General features: G+C 63.5%; 14 protein-coding genes and 1 tRNA gene. 4 read left to right on the top strand and 11 right to left on the bottom strand.

Annotated features, from left to right (window positions below; all coding sequences use genetic code 11):
* Positions 1 to 25 precede the first annotated feature (25 nt).
* Both lolB and FYK34_RS19935 read right to left on the bottom strand, forming a co-directional pair.
* On the bottom strand, positions 26 to 568 hold the full coding sequence (gene lolB / locus FYK34_RS19940; RefSeq protein ID WP_149299546.1) for a lipoprotein insertase outer membrane protein LolB: 543 nt from the start codon (positions 566 to 568) through the stop codon (positions 26 to 28).
* The gene (locus FYK34_RS19935) at positions 565 to 2325 is read right to left on the bottom strand and encodes a tetratricopeptide repeat protein (RefSeq protein ID WP_149299544.1); all 1761 of its coding nucleotides are present in this window, start codon (positions 2323 to 2325) and stop codon (positions 565 to 567) included. Before FYK34_RS19935 ends, lolB begins: the two co-directional genes overlap by 4 nt.
* A gap of 92 nt (positions 2326 to 2417) precedes the next feature.
* Here FYK34_RS19935 and mutM point away from each other — a divergent pair, with 92 nt between their 5' ends.
* A complete protein-coding gene (gene mutM, locus FYK34_RS19930; protein WP_149299542.1) occupies positions 2418 to 3230 on the top strand; it encodes a bifunctional DNA-formamidopyrimidine glycosylase/DNA-(apurinic or apyrimidinic site) lyase in 813 nt (270 codons plus the stop codon).
* A gap of 47 nt (positions 3231 to 3277) precedes the next feature.
* Complete coding sequence (locus FYK34_RS19925; RefSeq protein WP_149299540.1) at positions 3278 to 4096, top strand: lysophospholipid acyltransferase family protein; 819 nt, start codon at positions 3278 to 3280, stop codon at positions 4094 to 4096.
* Between the two features lie 2 nt (positions 4097 to 4098).
* Here FYK34_RS19925 and FYK34_RS19920 read toward each other — a convergent pair whose 3' ends face one another.
* On the bottom strand, positions 4099 to 4932 hold the full coding sequence (locus tag FYK34_RS19920; protein WP_149299537.1) for a symmetrical bis(5'-nucleosyl)-tetraphosphatase: 834 nt from the start codon (positions 4930 to 4932) through the stop codon (positions 4099 to 4101).
* A gap of 119 nt (positions 4933 to 5051) precedes the next feature.
* Here FYK34_RS19920 and FYK34_RS19915 point away from each other — a divergent pair, with 119 nt between their 5' ends.
* The gene (locus FYK34_RS19915; protein ID WP_149299535.1) at positions 5052 to 7076 is read left to right on the top strand and encodes a UvrD-helicase domain-containing protein; all 2025 of its coding nucleotides are present in this window, start codon (positions 5052 to 5054) and stop codon (positions 7074 to 7076) included.
* A 264-nt stretch (positions 7077 to 7340) separates the two neighbouring features.
* Here FYK34_RS19915 and FYK34_RS19910 read toward each other — a convergent pair whose 3' ends face one another.
* Complete coding sequence (locus tag FYK34_RS19910) at positions 7341 to 8084, bottom strand: c-type cytochrome (RefSeq protein ID WP_149299533.1); 744 nt, start codon at positions 8082 to 8084, stop codon at positions 7341 to 7343.
* Between the two features lie 138 nt (positions 8085 to 8222).
* Here FYK34_RS19910 and FYK34_RS19905 point away from each other — a divergent pair.
* A tRNA-Arg gene (locus tag FYK34_RS19905) sits at positions 8223 to 8299 on the top strand.
* Between the two features lie 293 nt (positions 8300 to 8592).
* Here FYK34_RS19905 and FYK34_RS19900 read toward each other — a convergent pair.
* The 7 genes from FYK34_RS19900 to pap form a co-directional block, all read right to left on the bottom strand.
* Positions 8593 to 10455 (bottom strand): ABC transporter ATP-binding protein, encoded by a 1863-nt coding sequence (locus FYK34_RS19900; RefSeq protein WP_149299530.1) that lies wholly within the window; start codon positions 10453 to 10455, stop codon positions 8593 to 8595.
* A 113-nt stretch (positions 10456 to 10568) separates the two neighbouring features.
* The gene (locus FYK34_RS19895) at positions 10569 to 10778 is read right to left on the bottom strand and encodes a hypothetical protein (protein ID WP_149299528.1); all 210 of its coding nucleotides are present in this window, start codon (positions 10776 to 10778) and stop codon (positions 10569 to 10571) included.
* 51 nt (positions 10779 to 10829) lie between these two features.
* The gene (locus FYK34_RS21090; RefSeq protein WP_269203845.1) at positions 10830 to 10964 is read right to left on the bottom strand and encodes a hypothetical protein; all 135 of its coding nucleotides are present in this window, start codon (positions 10962 to 10964) and stop codon (positions 10830 to 10832) included.
* 104 nt (positions 10965 to 11068) lie between these two features.
* Positions 11069 to 11950, bottom strand: a complete 882-nt coding sequence (locus FYK34_RS19890) for an NUDIX hydrolase (protein WP_149299526.1) — start codon at positions 11948 to 11950, stop codon at positions 11069 to 11071.
* 109 nt (positions 11951 to 12059) lie between these two features.
* Entirely contained in the window at positions 12060 to 13751 is a 1692-nt protein-coding gene (gene recD, locus FYK34_RS19885; RefSeq protein ID WP_149299524.1) for an exodeoxyribonuclease V subunit alpha, read from the bottom strand.
* Positions 13752 to 13784: 33 nt separating this feature from the next.
* Positions 13785 to 14531, bottom strand: a complete 747-nt coding sequence (locus FYK34_RS19880) for a substrate-binding periplasmic protein (RefSeq protein ID WP_149299522.1) — start codon at positions 14529 to 14531, stop codon at positions 13785 to 13787.
* Positions 14524 to 16008, bottom strand: a complete 1485-nt coding sequence (gene pap / locus FYK34_RS19875) for a polyphosphate:AMP phosphotransferase (RefSeq protein WP_149299520.1) — start codon at positions 16006 to 16008, stop codon at positions 14524 to 14526. Before pap ends, FYK34_RS19880 begins: the two co-directional genes overlap by 8 nt.
* Positions 16009 to 16037: the final 29 nt, after the last annotated feature.

The raw sequence follows: 16037 nt of genomic DNA, 5'->3' as shown, positions 1-16037 counted from the left end.
GTTCACGATCGCGGGGGCGGGCCGCTCATTGCCAGCTCTGCACCACCACTTTGACGATCAGGCCTTCGCGCTGCATTTCCACGCGCTTGGGATGGCTGGCGTCACCGTCGGCATCGCGGACGAAGCGGATGCGCCAGCCCTGTTGCTCTAGCGCGCCGTCCGCATCGACACGGCTGGGCAAGTCCGGCGCGGGCAGACCGCGTATCCACCAGGCCAGATTGGACAGCGGCAACGGCCAGCCCAGCACTTGCTGGGTCAGGCTTTCCACGTCGTCGGCCTGCCAACGCTTGCCATCGGCCAGCAAGGTGACGCCGGCGTCGTCGCGCAAAACCTTGGCCACGGTGTTGCCCAAGGGGGAGTTGATCGCCACCTCGTCGCGCGGCGGCTCATGCCGCCAGTCGAAGTTGGCGACATGGCCTTTGCCGTCCAGATTGGCCGACAAACGCCCACTGACGTTGAACGAGGCATCCTGCGCGGCGGAAACCGAGGCCGGCGCGCGGAAAGGCACTTCATGCGTCGCGCAGGCGCTCAACAGCAGGGCCAGCGCGGCGCAGGCCAAACGCTTCATCGCTTGGCCCCCAAACGCTGCATCGTCTCCAGGATAACCTCATGCCCCGGATGCGCCGTCAGCTCCTTGTCCCACAGCTGCTGCGCGTCTTCGCGGCGCCCAAGCTTCCACCACACCTCGCCAAGATGGGCGGCCACCTCCGGATCCGGCATCGCCTTGTACGCTTGCTCCAGGTACTTGCGCGCGGCGTCCAGCTTGCCTTGCTTGTACATCACCCAGCCCATGCTGTCCTGGATCACCGGATTGCCAGGCTCGGCCTTCAATGCCTTGTCGATATAGCCATAGGCCTCGCGGTAACGGGTGGTGCGGTTGGCCAGGGTATAGCCCAGCGCGTTCAGCGCCTCCACATCATCGGGCTTGTCTTTCAGAATGGCGCGCAGATCGCGTTCGGCATTGCCGGCATTGCCCAGGATGTCCGACACCAGCGAGCGTTCATACAGCAACTCGCCCGCATGCGGCTGCTGACGCAAGGCCTTGCTCAACAACTCATACGCGCGCTGCGGCTGCTTGGCCTCGCGGGCTAGCTGGGATTGCAGCAAAGCCACGGAGACTTTCTCTTTCTCGGTGCTGCCCAGCGCATCCAGCCGGCTCAGCGCGGCGTCCAGGTTGCCGTGTCCGGCTTCCAGGATGGCCAGACGCGATTGCGCCGGCAGATACTGCGCCCCCGGCGCCACCTTGCCGTACCACTGCTCGGCAATCGATGCCTCGTGCCTGTCTTCTGCGATCTGCCCCAAGGTATAACGCACGAAATCGGCTTCGGGATACTGGTTTTCGAGGGCGCGCTGCAGGCGGTCGACAGCCGTGTCCAGGTCCCGCATCTGATAGGCCAGCAAACCCGTGGCGTACAGCAGCTCCGGATTATTAGGCTGGCTCGTCAGCAAAGACTCGAAGGCCGCGCGTGCCTCGGGGAAGCGCTTGGCGCCCACCAGCAGCCGCGGATACGCGATGCGCAATTCCAGACTGGCCTGCGGGCGGCGAGCCAGCTCGCGCTGCAGGAAGACCGTCGCGGCATGGATATCCTTGCGCCGCAGCCGGTCCACCTGCCAGGCCACAGGCAGGTCCCATTGCGGCGCGATTTGCGCCAGCCGGTCAAACTCGCGATCCACCGCGGCCTGATCGTTATTGTCGGCGGCGGCGGCCAGCACGGCGAAGCGCGCCTCCGGCAAATTGGGATAGGCGGCGGCAAGCTCCGCCACCATGCGGTAGGCCTCGGCCGAGCCGCCGTCCTGGCGCGAACTCAGGCGGGCCAATTGCACGAAGATGGCCGGCGCCCGCGCCGGCTCTCGCCGCAACAATTCCTCAATCAGGGGCTGACTCTCAGCCAGCCGTCCGCCGCGCATCAGCGCGATGAACAGCTGCTCCCGCGCCGGCAGGGAGTTCGGATCCAGCTCCATCCACAGCCGCAGCGCCTGCGTCGCCTCTTTCAACTGCCCGGACAACAGACAAAACTCCGCTGCGCGCTGCGCCAGCCGCGGGTCGCGCGTCTGGCGCGCCAGATCCAGATAGGTCACGCCGGCCGAGCCGGCTTCGCCGCGCTGCGCGGCGATCTCGCCGGCCAGCACGCCATAGAGGATTTCCGGCGTCAACGCCACATTGGGCAGTCGGGACGCCTCCGGCTTGGCGGGCTCGCCGGCCTGCGCGTCAAGCTGCGGATTGGGCTGAGCGGGCACGGCCAGGGGGGCCTGGGGCCGAATGCCGGCGCAGGCCGACAACATCATCACCAACAACAAGGGAAGGGTTTGTTTCAGCGGTTTCATACTGGAGTCAAGTTGCCTGCTCAAAGCCTGTTGAACGCGTAGAATAGCATGCCCGGTTTTTATGTTTGCACCATTTACCGAATCGTCACCCTATGCCCGAATTGCCTGAAGTCGAAACGACCCGTCGCGGCGTTGCGCCGCACCTGGAGGGTCAGACCCTGCTCGGCGCCGTCGTACGCCAGCCCGCGTTACGCTGGCCCGTGCCGCCGGACCTGGACCATATCCTCCGCGGCGAAACCATTCTGGCCGTGCGGCGTCGCGCCAAGTATCTGCTGCTGGCGTGCCAACACGGCACCTTGCTGATCCATCTGGGCATGTCCGGCAGCCTGCGCGTGATGCCGGCCGGCACGCCGCCGCAGAAACACGACCACCTGGACCTGCTGCTGGACGGCCGGCTGCTGCGCTACCGCGATCCGCGACGCTTCGGCGCCGTGTTGTGGCATGTCGGACCGATAGAGCGGCATCCGCTGCTGAACGCATTGGGGCCGGAGCCGCTGTCCGCCGCGTTTGACGGCGCGGCGCTGTTTGAAGCCATGCGTCGCCGCCAGAGCGCCATCAAGCTGGCCATCATGGACAACCATATCGTGGTTGGGGTCGGCAATATCTATGCCAATGAGGCGCTGTTCCACGCCGGGATCGCCCCTACCCGCGCCGCCAACGCATTGACGCGCGGCGATTGCGACCGGCTGGCGACGGAAATCAAGGCCGTGCTCATGCGCGCCATCGACGCGGGCGGCAGCACGCTGCGCGACTTTGTCGACAGCGATGGCAAGCCCGGCTACTTCCAACAAAGCTATATGGTGTACGGCCGGCAAGAGGCGCCTTGCCGCCGTTGCGGCACGCCCATCCGTCATATCCGCCAGGGACAGCGCAGCACTTACTATTGCCCGCTGTGCCAGCCGTGATAGAGTGGCGGGCTGTAATCATTCAGACGCGAAATCTTAAAGAAGCCTTGACACACGCCACCACCTCGCTCCTCACCCGCAGCGGCCGCGTTATCCGCCTGCTCGCGCATCTAGCCGTCGGCATTTTCATCGTCGCCACCCGCTATTCCCGGCTGGCGCAGGCAGAACGCGCCGTGGTCACCCGCCGCTGGGCGCAGCAGGCGCTGAAGATACTGGGCGCCAGCGTCAAGGTGCAGGGCGTCAATCCCGGCTTCTATCCGCCCAATACTCTGCTGGTGGCCAACCACGTGTCCTGGCTGGACATCATCGCGCTGAACAGTTGCACCGTGTCGCGCTTCGTCGCCAAACGCGAGATCCGCCAGTGGCCGGTGATAGGCTGGCTGGCCCATGTCGCCGGCACGCTGTTCATCGACCGCGCGAACCGCCGCGACGCCAGCCGCGTCAACCAGATCCTGGCCGACGCGCTGCACAAGGGCGGCTGCATGGCGGTGTTTCCCGAATCCACCACGTCGGACGGTCGCGGCCTGCTGCCGTTCAAGGCCTCCCTGTTCGAGGCGGCCTTATTGGCCGGCGGCATCGTGCAGCCGGTGTCGCTGCGTTACCAGCGCCCAGATGGCAGCCTGTTGCTGGAGGCGGCCTATATCGACGACATTTCCTTGCTGCAAAGCATGCGCAAAGTGCTGTCGGTGCCGCAGATCGAGATCGAAATTTGCTATGGCAAGCCGCTGCGGGCCGGCGATGGCGGCCTGGATAATCGCTTCCTGCTGGCGGAAGAGGCTCGCCGCGAGGTCGCGCGCGGCTTGGGGCTGCCACTGGACGCGCCGCCGCCCCAGGAAGCCGCCCCCACCGCGCACACCGGCGCCTGACGCTAGCCGCCGGCCGCCATTTCGATTTCCCGATACGCCCGGCAGGGCAGCGAGAACAGCTGCCTGTCGTCCAGCCTCAGCGCGGACAGGCTGCCGCCCCATAAGCAGCCCGAATCTATCGCCAGCACATCCTCGTCCAGATGCACGCCCAAGGCGGACCAGTGGCCGCAGATGATGGGCGTGCCGCCGTGACGGCGGTTCGGCGCCTCGAACCACGGCACCAGATTGGCCGGCGCGCCTTCCAGTTCGCCCTTGTAACTGAGATCCAGCTCGCCGTCGCGCGTCAGGAAGCGCATGCGCGTCATCGCGTTGACGATCAGCCGCAACCGGTCCGCGCCCTTGAGGTCGTCGCTCCAGCGCGCGGGCTTGTTGCCGTACAAGCGCCCCAGGAACTCGCGGTGGCGGTTGCCGGACAGGCCGAATTCCACCTCCTCTGCCAGCCGCAGCGCCTTCGATATCGTCCACTCCGGCAGCAAGCCGGCGTGCACCATCGCGTAACCATGGCCCTCCAGCATCAAGGGCTGGCAACGCAGCCAATCCAACAGCACCTTGCCGTCGGCGGCATTGAGCACTTCGTTGATCGTGTCATCGCGATGCAGCTTGCCGAAGCCTTCCGACACCGCCAGCAAATGCAGATCGTGATTGCCCAACACCATTTCCACCTGGTCCTGATGGCGGAACACCCAACGCAGCACATCCAGCGACTGCGGCCCCCGGTTGACCAGATCTCCGGTCAGCCACAAGGTATCCTTGCCGGGATTGAAGTCGATCAGGCGCAGCAACTGCTGGAAGGGGTCGAAACAGCCTTGGATATCGCCGATTGCGTAGATGGCCATATGGTTTCCTCGTGATGCGGATCGGGCTTGGGATTCCATCCGCGATAAGCCATGATACCCCATGCTACAATGCACGGCCTCGATTACCGATTTGCTACGCCCGCCCGGGTCTCATCGCCATGTCCGCTCCCCTGCTCAATCCGCCGCAACGCGCGGCCATCCATTATCTCGACGGCCCCTTGCTGGTGCTGGCGGGCGCCGGCTCGGGCAAGACCCGGGTCATCACCTACAAAATCGCCCACTTGGTGCGCGAAGGCGGCATCCCCGCCAGGCACATCGCCGCCATCACCTTCACCAATAAGGCGGCGCGCGAGATGCTGGAGCGGGTGGGCAAGCTGATGAGCTCGGCGGAAATCCGCGGCATCACCGTCTCCACCTTCCACTCGCTAGGGATGCACATCCTCAGGCAGGAAGCACCGCACCTGGGCTACAAGCCGCAGTTCTCCATCCTGGACGCCTACGACGCCGGCAAGATCATCGCCGACATCCTGAACACCACCTCCAAGGACGAGATCCGCAAGGTGCAAAGCCAGATCTCGCTGTGGAAAAACGACCTCAAGACCGCGGATGAAATGATGCAGACCGCGGACGGCCAATGGGAGAGCATCTGCGCCCGCACCTACCTGGCCTACCAGGACACGCTGACCGCCTACCAGGCGATGGATTTCGACGACCTGATCCGGCTGCCGGTGCAACTGTTCCGCGAGCACCCGGAAGTGCTGCTCAAGTGGCAAGGCAAGCTGCGCTACCTGCTGATAGATGAATACCAGGACACCAACACCTGCCAGTACCAGTTGGTGAAACTGTTGACCGGTGTGCGCGGCCTGTTCACCGCCGTGGGCGACGACGACCAGTCCATCTACGCCTGGCGCGGCGCCAATATGGAAAACCTGCGCCTGCTGCAACAGGACTTCCCGGCGCTGAAAGTCATCAAGCTGGAGCAGAACTACCGCTCCACCGCGCGCATCCTGCGCGCCGCCAACAGCGTGATCTCCAACAATCCCAAGCTGTTCGAGAAACAGCTGTGGAGCGAGCTGGGCCTGGGCGAACCGATCCACGTCGTCCAGTGCAAGGACGAGGAGCACGAGGCGGAAACCGTGGTGCAAAAACTGCTGGCCCACAAGTTCGAACACCGCACCGAGTTCAAGGACTACGCCATCCTCTACCGCGGCAACTATCAGGCGCGCATCTTCGAACAGGCGCTGCGCAACCAGCGCATCCCCTACCAGATGGCCGGCGGCCAGAGCTTCTTCGACAAGCCGGAGATCAAGGACCTGCTGGCCTATATGCGCTTGATCACCAACCCGGATGACGACCCGGCCTTCATCCGCGCGCTGACCACGCCCAAACGCGGCGTCGGCGCCGGCACGCTGGAAAAACTGGGCGCCTGGGCCGGCCAGTACAGCAAGAGCCTGTTCGCCGCCGCCCACGACGCCGGCCTGCGCGTGCAGATTCAGGCCGCGCAGCTGGCGCCGCTGGAGCATTTCTGCGACTTCATCTCCCAGCTGCAATACCGCGCCACCCGCGAGCCGGCCGGCAAGCTGGCGCTGGAGCTGCTGCAGGCCATCGGCTACGAGGCCTGGCTGTACGATAGCGAGGACAGCCCCAGGATCGCCGAAACCAAGTGGAAAAACATGCTGGAAATGGTGGACTGGCTGTCGCGCAAAGGCGAGACTGACGGCAAAAACCTGATCGAGCTGACCCAGACCATCGCGCTGATCACCATGCTGGAAGGCCGCGACGAGGGTGAGGTCGATGCGGTGCGCATGTCCACGCTGCACGCCTCCAAGGGACTGGAATATCCGCACGTGTTCCTGGTGGGCTGCGAGGAAGGCATCCTGCCGCACAGCGAATCCGTGGACAACGGCATGGTGGAGGAAGAGCGGCGGCTGATGTATGTCGGCATCACCCGCGCCCAGCGCAGCCTGACGCTGAGCTACTGCGTCAAACGTCGCCGCGCCGGCGAGTGGCAATTCATCGAGCCGTCGCGCTTCATCGGCGAAATCAACGGCGAGGATCTGCGCCACTTCGGCAAGCCTGGCGCAGAGCCTCTGGTCAGCAAGAGCGAGGGCAAATCGCGGCTAGCCAATTTGACCGCCATGCTGGCCAGCAAGGACAAGTCCGGCGAGGCGCCTCAGAACTGAGCGGGCAAGAAAAATGGCGCCTTGGAAAAGACGCCATAAAGAAGAATGAGGAACATCTCTGGGTGAAGCGAGGCTGGGGAACCTCACCTGACCGGTCAGCATGGCTGCAAACCTGTCAATCAGATGGTCCTATGATGCCCGAAGATGGCAACCATGCCACCTGTCCTTTCGATCAAGTCATATTAATTGACTTTTCATCATGATGTAATGAAACGAAAAACGCCATGCGGCCGGGCAGCATGGCGTTTTTTTCAAAGCACTGAATTATTTAGAGTTATTGACCATATACTCGATTGCAGCGCGGAATTCCGCATCGCTGCCGGTATAGCCGCCTTTAGGCGGCATCGCGTTCAGGCCCTTGGTGGCGATCTTCACCACTTCGTCCAGGCCCGGCTTCAAACGCACGGCCCAGGCGGCCTTGTCGCCAAACTTCGGCGCGCCGGCCACGCCGGCGGCATGGCAAGCCACGCACACGCTTTCATAAATCTTCTTGCCCACCACCGCCGGATCGGCCGCCGCGCTTGCGCCGGCAGCGCCGCCAACCGGCGGCTCGGTGAACTTGGCTCCGCCGGCATTGCCCATATAGGCCACCGCGCGCTTCACCTCGTCATCGGTCAGATCCGGCGAGCCGCCCTTGGCCGGCATCGCGTTGAAGCCGTGCAAAGCGTGATCGACCAGCATATCCCAGCCCTTGGCGATACGCGGCGCCCAGGCGGCGGCGTCGCCAAACTTGGGCGAACCGGCCAAACCTGCGCCGTGACAGGAAATGCAGATAGCCTTGAACACCTGCTCGCCGGTACGCATGCCCGGCGGCGCATCGCTGGCCTTGGCTTCGCCTACAGGCTTCAGACGAGCGGCCACGGCCTCCTTGGTCATCACCTCGGCATCCACATTGAACCCACTGGTAGCAAGCTTGGCCAGAAGCCAAATCGCCACGACAAGAAAGACAACGACGCTGACCAGAACCTTGATGATCTGGCCGGGGGCCATTCCGTTCTCATTACTCATCCCAAGCCTCGCCTGAAAAAAATGACAATTAAAACCGGTTGATTATAAGGTATGCATCTTCGCATGGCAAAAAACCACACTCTGGACTCGGAATAGTGTCTTGCTGTATGATGCCCTTCCTGAGTGCCAAAGCACGATGCACCCGTAGCTCAGTTGGATAGAGTGTCAGTTTCCGAAGCTGAAGGTCACAGGTTCGATCCCTGTCGGGTGCGCCAGTCAAATCAAGGGCTTGCCAGCGTATTGCTGCAAGCCTTTTTTATTTTTCTATCTATTTCCTATTTCTTTCTGATTCTTCTGGCAATCAGAAAAAACATGCCAAGCCCGTCCCGGCGACGGCATCCGGCGGCGTGGTCGCATCCAAGCCCGCTTTTTTTATATGCTGAATTTGATATAGATCATTTCCCAGCCTAATTTCACGCCATTCGATGCCGTCGTACTGGATGAACTCCGCAGGCCGCGCGCGCCTCGGGGCGCAAAAAACCCCTGCTCGAGAGCAGGGGCTGCCTGATTAACCCATCAGCGACGCGCTTTCTTGCTCGTCGCCGTCTTCCTCTCCCAGGAAGCCGCCGCTCTGGTGAGCCCAGAGCCTGGCATAGAGGCCGCCGCGCGCCAGCAACTGCTGGTGCGTGCCTTCCTCCACGATCTGGCCGCCATCCAGCACGATGAGACGGTCCATCGCCGCGATGGTGGACAGCCGGTGCGCGATCGCCACCACCGTCTTGCCTTCCATCAACCGGTACAGGCTGCTCTGTATCGCGGCTTCCACCTCGGAGTCCAGCGCGCTGGTCGCTTCATCCAGCAGCAGGATGGGCGCGTCCTTCAGCATGACCCGCGCGATGGCGATGCGCTGGCGCTGTCCACCGGACAGCTTGACCCCGCGCTCCCCGACATGGGCATCGTAGCCGGTGCGGCCCTTCGGGTCGCTCAGCGTGCGGATGAAGTCGTCCGCCTCCGCCTTGCGCGCGGCCACGATCATGTCCTCATCGCCGGCATCCGGCCGGCCGTACAGCAGGTTGTCCCGCACCGAACGATGCAGCAAAGAAGTATCCTGCGTCACCATGCCCACCTTGGCGCGCAGGCTGTCCTGCGTCACGCCGGCAATGTCCTGACCGTCAATCAGGATGCGGCCGCCGTCCAGGTCGTAAAAGCGCAGCAACAGATTGACGATGGTGGACTTGCCGGCGCCGGAGCGGCCGACCAGACCGATCTTCTCGCCCGGTCGTATCGTCAGATTCAAATTGCTGATCACTTGCTTGCTGCCGCCATAGGCGAAGTCGACCCTGTCGAAGCGTATTTCGCCGCGCGGCACTTCCAGCTGGGCCGCGCCGGGTTTGTCCAGCACCGAGACGCGCCGCGACAGCGTGGTGATGCCGTCCTGCACCGTGCCGATGTTTTCGAACAGGCTGGACATCTCCCACATGATCCAGTGCGAGATCCCGTTCAGGCGCAAGGCCATGGCGGTGGCCGCCGCCACCGCGCCCACATCCACCTTGCCCAGGCTCCACAGCCACAGCACCGACCCCGCCGTCACGCCAACCAGCAGCATGCTGGTGAGCTGGTTGACGATCTCGAAACCGCTGACCAGCCGCATCTGGCGATAGGCCGTGTTCAGGAACTCTTCCATCGCGCCCTTGGCGAAGCGCGCTTCGCGCTGGCCATGCGAGAACAGTTTCACCGTGGCGATATTGGTGTAGGCGTCGGTGATGCGGCCGGTCATCAGGCTGCGCGCGTCAGCCTGCAGGCTGGCGGCCTTGCCCAGCTTGGGCACGAAGTACCACAGCGTGGCCACGTAAAGGGTCAGCCAGCCCAGGAAGGGAAGCAGCAGCACCAGATCGAAATGGCCTAGCACGGCGATCATGGTGACGAAATAGATCACCACGAATACCAGGATGTCGGTAATGATCAACACCGTGTCGCGCACCGCCAAGGCAGTCTGCATCACCTTGGCGGAGACGCGCCCGGCGAATTCGTCCTGGTAGAAGCTCAGGCTTTGGCCCAGCAGGTGGCGATGGAAATTCCAGCGCAGCCGCATCGGAAAATTGGAAAACAGGCCCTGATATTTGCTGGCGGCCTGAAACGCCACCAACAATACGCTGCCGAACAGGATGCCGGCCAACAGCAGCAAATGCTCGCGCTCGCGCAGCCACAGCTGATCCGCCGGCGTCTTGGCCAGCCAACTCACCACCGAGCCCATCATGGAGAACAGCAGGGCCTCGAAGGCGCCGATACAAGCGGTGAGCAAAGTCATGCACAGAATCAGGCCGCGCAGGCCTTGCGTGCAGAACCAGATAAAGGAAAAAAAGCCCTGGGGAGGTTGGGCAGGGGGCGTGTCCGGATACGGGGATACGCGGCGTTCAAACCAGCCAAACATAAAGATCGCTCCATTCTCCGTCGCCGGGGAGGCGCGCGGACAAGGGGTTAAGGGAGCGATGACGTTAGCCTATCTCAAACCAAGGCGCAATGGGAAAGTTGTAACCGCAGGCGCTAGTCGACACGCTCCACCTTGACGTAAACCTCCTCCAGTTTTTCGGTCTTGCGCGTTTTCAGATCCACCTTATGCACCTCGGCCCGCACATTGCCGCGGTACACCCTCAGCATCAGTTCCGCCGCCCGCCGCGCCTGTTCCTGCGTCGGATGCAACGGTCCCCGATCGTCGACTCCGAAGTTGGGAGAGATCAGCTTCAACTTGTACATTTTTATTATCCAAAGCAAAACGCGGGTCAATTTGTTTTTATACCGTACGTATTATGCATTGGCAATATTACCATGAGTATATTTAAAGCCTAAGCTATGGAACGGAGAGATCCCCCCAGCAAGAAGAACCATTTTTCCTTTGTAAACAGTAGCTGAATCTGATATTCCAGCCATGGCATAAGTCATTTTCGCGCTCCATTAATGAGTAAAATACATTGATGCATTTCTGACGTCCGTAAAAAAGCCCGCACTTGCGGGCTTTTTTATTTCAATGGAATTTTTCGTGCCGATCAGGCAAGAATGGCTTCATCCCGCCCCAGCGCGTGACGAACGCGCGTCAAGGCCGTCTCGACAACAGCGGTCGATTCTCGCCAGTAACCCAGGCGACACAGGCAGTCCATGCTCACCAGGGCCGCGTCTATCATGAAGCGTTCGGCCAGCAGCAGTTGCTCCACCTCATCCAACGGCAACAGCACATGCTCGGCCACCTCGCCGTCTTGGCAAGCCGGTGCCTCTCCGGGCGCCAGCCATAGATCGTAGGCGTAAAGCCACTCCCTATGCAGCCCGCGCGCCACCGGACGTTGCGCCAGCAGCAGGGTGGCCGGCTGCAAGCCATGCAGCTTGTCCTGGGTGATGCCCGCCTCTTCCCAACCTTCCCGCTGCAAGGCCAATCCCAGCGTTTCACCGGCGGCCACGCCGCCGCCAACCAGGTTATCCATGCGGTTAGGGTCCACTGCCTTGTGCGGACTGCGCCGCCCCACCCACATCCGGACCTCGCCATCGGCCATGCGGCACAGGCCGTTGACATGCACCGCGCGGCTGGTCAGGCCCAAGGGGCGGAAGGCCGCGCGTTCCAGCTCGAAATAGGGACGGCCGTCTTGCCGGAACGCGGTGAAGTTCTCATTCCGCCAGCCATTGAGCCAGCCGGCCTGCTGCCAACGCCGCGCCGCCTGCGCCAAAGCGTGGCTGATGCTGCGATAACTGCCATCCAGCCGACAGGATACGCCCAGATAGTTTTCCTCGAATAGCGCGGACTCGTGCTGCAACAATCGTTCCTTCCATTGCGCATTGACGTAACCCATCCGCTCCGAGCCGATAAACAATGGCGTAAACTGCTGCGAATCAAACCGGCTGACCTTGTCCAGATAGCCCAGTATGGCATCCACCTGCATGAGCACTCCCCCAGCTTTTTTTCGGGAAGGCTGCATCTTAGGATGTCTCAGAAGCCTTGACCATTCTTCCTCGCACATTCGCGGCAAGTGTTGCATTCCATCCATCAACTCAGCGCAAACGATCCGCCAAGCCGGAGTCGCGGCGCGGCGCGCTGGCCACGCCCTCCCGCCACACGGCCTCGCTGCCGCTCACCGAAAAAGACGCGCGCGCGCGCGTGATGGCGGTGTATATCAGGGCGCGGTTCAACAGCGCGCCGGCCTGCTCCGGCAACTGCAGCCAGACTTCGTCAAATTCCGAGCCCTGGCTCTTGTGAACCGTCATGGCGAAGACGGTCTCATGCGCGGGCAGCCGGGCGGGAGAGAACTCGCGCCAACCGCCGTCATCGGCCGGAAACAGCACGCGCAGCCCCCCGCCCCGCGGCAGGGCAAAACCGATGTCGCCGTTGAACAGCCCCAAGCCGTAGTCGTTCTCCGCGATCATGACCGGCCGCCCCGGATACCACTCGCGCTCAGGCAGCTTGACGCCATCCCGCTCCAGCCGCTGCTCGATGCGCCGATTGCATTCGGCCACCTGCCTGCGCTCCGCGGCCAGCAGCATAAAGGCTGAAAAGGCGCGCGATACCGCGTCCGGGGCCGCGCCATCGGCGACTGAGCGCAAGTAGTCCCGCCGCTTGGCCAAGAGCTCGGCGTCGTCCCATTCGTCCAGCCAGGCCACATCGTCCCGGCCCGCGCCGCGCAGCACCCCCAGCGCCCCCTCGCCATCGCCGTCGTTGACGCGTCGCGCCAGTTCGCCGATGCCGGAATCGGCGCCGAAGCGGTGGCTGCGGGTCAGCAGGGCGACGCAATCCGTCAAGGCGCCGCCCTCTGCCTGGCCCGGCGCCGCGCCCGCCACGCGCGACAGCCATTGCCGCGTGCTCTCTCGATAGCCGATGCGGGCGCACAGCTCGCCCAGCACCGCGCCAGCCTCCACCGAAGACAGCTGATCGCGGTCGCCCAGCAGAATCAGCCGAGCCCGGGAGGGCAAGGCCTCCACAGTGCGCGCCATCAGCGACAGGTCGATCATCGAAGCCTCGTCCACCACCAACAGGTCCAGCGGCAACGGGTTGCCGGCATGATGCCTAGCCAGAGCCACCCCGGGACGCAAACCCAGCAAGCGGTGCAGCGTCTCCGCCTTCGCCGGCAACTGGCCGCGCACCGTATCCGCCACGTCCAGCCGATCACGCGCGGCGCGCACTGACTCGGTCAGCCGCGCCGCCGCCTTGCCGGTCGGCGCGGCCATCGCCATCACCAGCGGCCGCGGCGACATGGCCGCCAGCAGGGCCAGCAGCCGCACCACGGTAGTGGTCTTGCCGGTTCCGGGACCGCCGGAAATCACCATCAGCCGCTGGCGCAAAGCCAAGGCCGCGGCCATTTTCTGCCGGTCCGGCTCATCGTGCTGCCGCGCGGGAAACAGTCGCTGCAACGCCTCAGACAGGCTGGCCTCATCCGGCGGGGCCAAGGGCTCGGCCAGCCGGATCAGCGCCGCGGCCAGCCTGTCCTCATCATGCCAGTGCCGCGCGAAATACAGGCGCCCGGCGTCGTCCAGGATCAAAGGCGCATACGCGCCCGGCACGCCGACCAGGGGGCTGCCGCGCACGGCTTTCAATTCAGCGCGGTGCGCCAGCGGCAGGCAGACGTGGCCGGCCTGATTGGCGTGGCTCAGCTCGCCGATCACGGCCAGCAAGCTGTCATCGATATCGGGCTGCAGCCGCGCGAACAGCGCGGCCAGTTGCCCGGGCAAATGCGGAATCGGGGATTTCATCGGGAAAGTCCATGGGTGGCGCCGCCGCGCCGGCTAATGGGCGCCGGCCGCGCTGTGCAAGGCGAACAGGGGCTTGAGCTTGCCCTGGCTGTTCAGCGTCTGGATGGCCTGGTTCAGCCTGGGCAGCAGGTCCCGGTATTGCGGATGCAGCCGCAGCATCACCGGCAGCCGGCCCGCCGACTCCGACAGCTGGCAACGGCTGCCTTCGATGCGATGGTTCCAGTACCAGGCGCGGCCACGCTCCAGGGCCACCGCCTGCACCTGCCCCAGGCGCAGCTTGTCCAATAGTTCGTCTTCGCTCGTGGACACGTCGCGCTTGATGCGCTGGGACTGGAAGGCCGGCTCCAGCAACGGATAATGCATGCCGGCCAGGGTTCCGACGGTCCACCCCTTCATCTCCGCCAGCGTCACCGGCTGACGCTTCTTGCCCGGCGGCAGGCATAGCTGGAACTCCACTTCGCCTATGGGCTGGGTGTAGAACCCCGCCACCGGCGACAGCGTCCGCCAGGCGGGATTGACGCCCACTTCCACATCGAGCCGGCCGATCTGAAACAGCTGCTCCAGCCGCTGGGTTGGATAATAATCGAGCTGAAAGCGGATGCCGCTTTGCCTGGCGATCAGCGCCAGGGCCGCGCGGTAGGCCTGCAACGCACCATCCCCGCCCGCCTGCCGCAAGGGTTCGCTGGTGTCGTTGGCCACGCCCGCGCGCAACACCTGCTGCGCGCCGGCCGGTTGCCACATCAGGCAAAGGGCCAGGGCAACTCCATACCACTTATTCACTCAATCTCGCCTCCAACGCGTCGCAGATCGTGGTCAGTATCTTGATGCGCGCGAAATATTTGTTATTGGCCTCCACCAGCGTCCACGGCACCTTGCTGGTGCTGGTGCGGTCCACCATGTCGCTGACTGCCTGGCGATACACCTCCCACTTGTCGCGGTTGCGCCAGTCTTCGTCAGTGATTTTGAAGCGTTTGAAGCCGGTGTCCTCTCGCCCCTTGAAGCGCGCCAGCTGCTCTTCCTGGCTGATGGCCAGCCAGAACTTCAGCACGATGGCGCCGTTTTCCGTCAGCTGATGTTCGAAGTCGTTGATTTCGTAGTAGGCGCGCATCCAGTCCGCCTCCTGCGCGAACCCCTCCACCCGCTCCACCAGCACCCGGCCATACCAGCTGCGGTCGAAGATGGTGATGCCGCCCTTGCCCGGCACATTGCGCCAGAAGCGCCACAGCCAGGGCTTGGCCTTTTCCTCCTGCGTCGGCGCGGCCACCGGCACCACGCGGAAACGGCGCGCGTCCAGCGCCTGGGTGATGCGGCGGATGCTGCCGCCCTTGCCCGCCGCGTCATTGCCTTCAAACACCAGCACCAGCGAGTGGGCGCCGAAGCGCGGATCGCGCGTCAGCTTGTTGAGCCGTCCCTGCAGCTGATCCAGCTTCTTCTGATAGCTGTCCTTGTCCAGCTTCTGATCCAGCACCAGCGTGTCCAGCACCAGCTTGTTGTCTATCGGCGCCAGCAGCGGCGGCGCCTCCACCCGGTCCGTCGTCAGCACCGGCTGGCCGATGCGGTTGCGTATCGCCTCCAGTATGGTGTTGGCCACCGTCAGGCTGCGGTAGTTGGCGTCCTCGCCATCCACGATGATCCAGGGCGCGTAAGCGGTATTGGTCAGTCTGAGCATGTGTTCGCCGTACTTGCGTATCTTGTCGTAGCGCTCGTAATGATCCCAGTCGCTCTTGGTGACGCGCCAGCTGGTCGCCGAATCCTGCTCCAGCTGCTTCAGCCTTTGCTTTTGCTTGTCGCGGCTCAGATGAAACCAGAACTTCAGCACCACCGCGCCGTCCAGCGTCAGCATGCGCTCCAGGCGCAGGATGTCGAAAATCTGGCGGTCGAAGGCGTCGCGGTCGCTGCGGCTGAACACGCGGTCAAACAGGGTGTCGGAATAATACGAGCCAAAGAACATGCCGATGCGACCGTTGGCCGGCAACTCTCGCCAGTAACGCCACATCCAGGGCCGGGCGCGCGCTTCGTCGTTGGGTTTGTCGAAGGCGATGGTGTCGATCAGCCGCGGGTCCAGCCACTCATTGATCAGGTTCATCGTTTCGCCGCGGCCGGCGCCGTCGAAGCCATGGATCAGGATCAGCACCGGGAAGTTGGCCTGCTCCTTCAATTCGTACTGCACGTCCAGCAAGGCCTCGCGCAGCGAGGGCATCATCTTGCGGAAAGTGTCTTTGTCTATGCTGTGGCCGATTTCGGCAGATTCAAACATGCTGTGTTGTCCTTATCCACTTGCTTAGC

This window comes from Chromobacterium paludis (assembly GCF_008275125.1).
In the GTDB taxonomy this organism is placed as follows: domain Bacteria; phylum Pseudomonadota; class Gammaproteobacteria; order Burkholderiales; family Chromobacteriaceae; genus Chromobacterium; species Chromobacterium paludis.
Note: the sequence above shows the minus strand (reverse complement) of the source record. Positions and strands in the feature narration are given on the sequence as shown.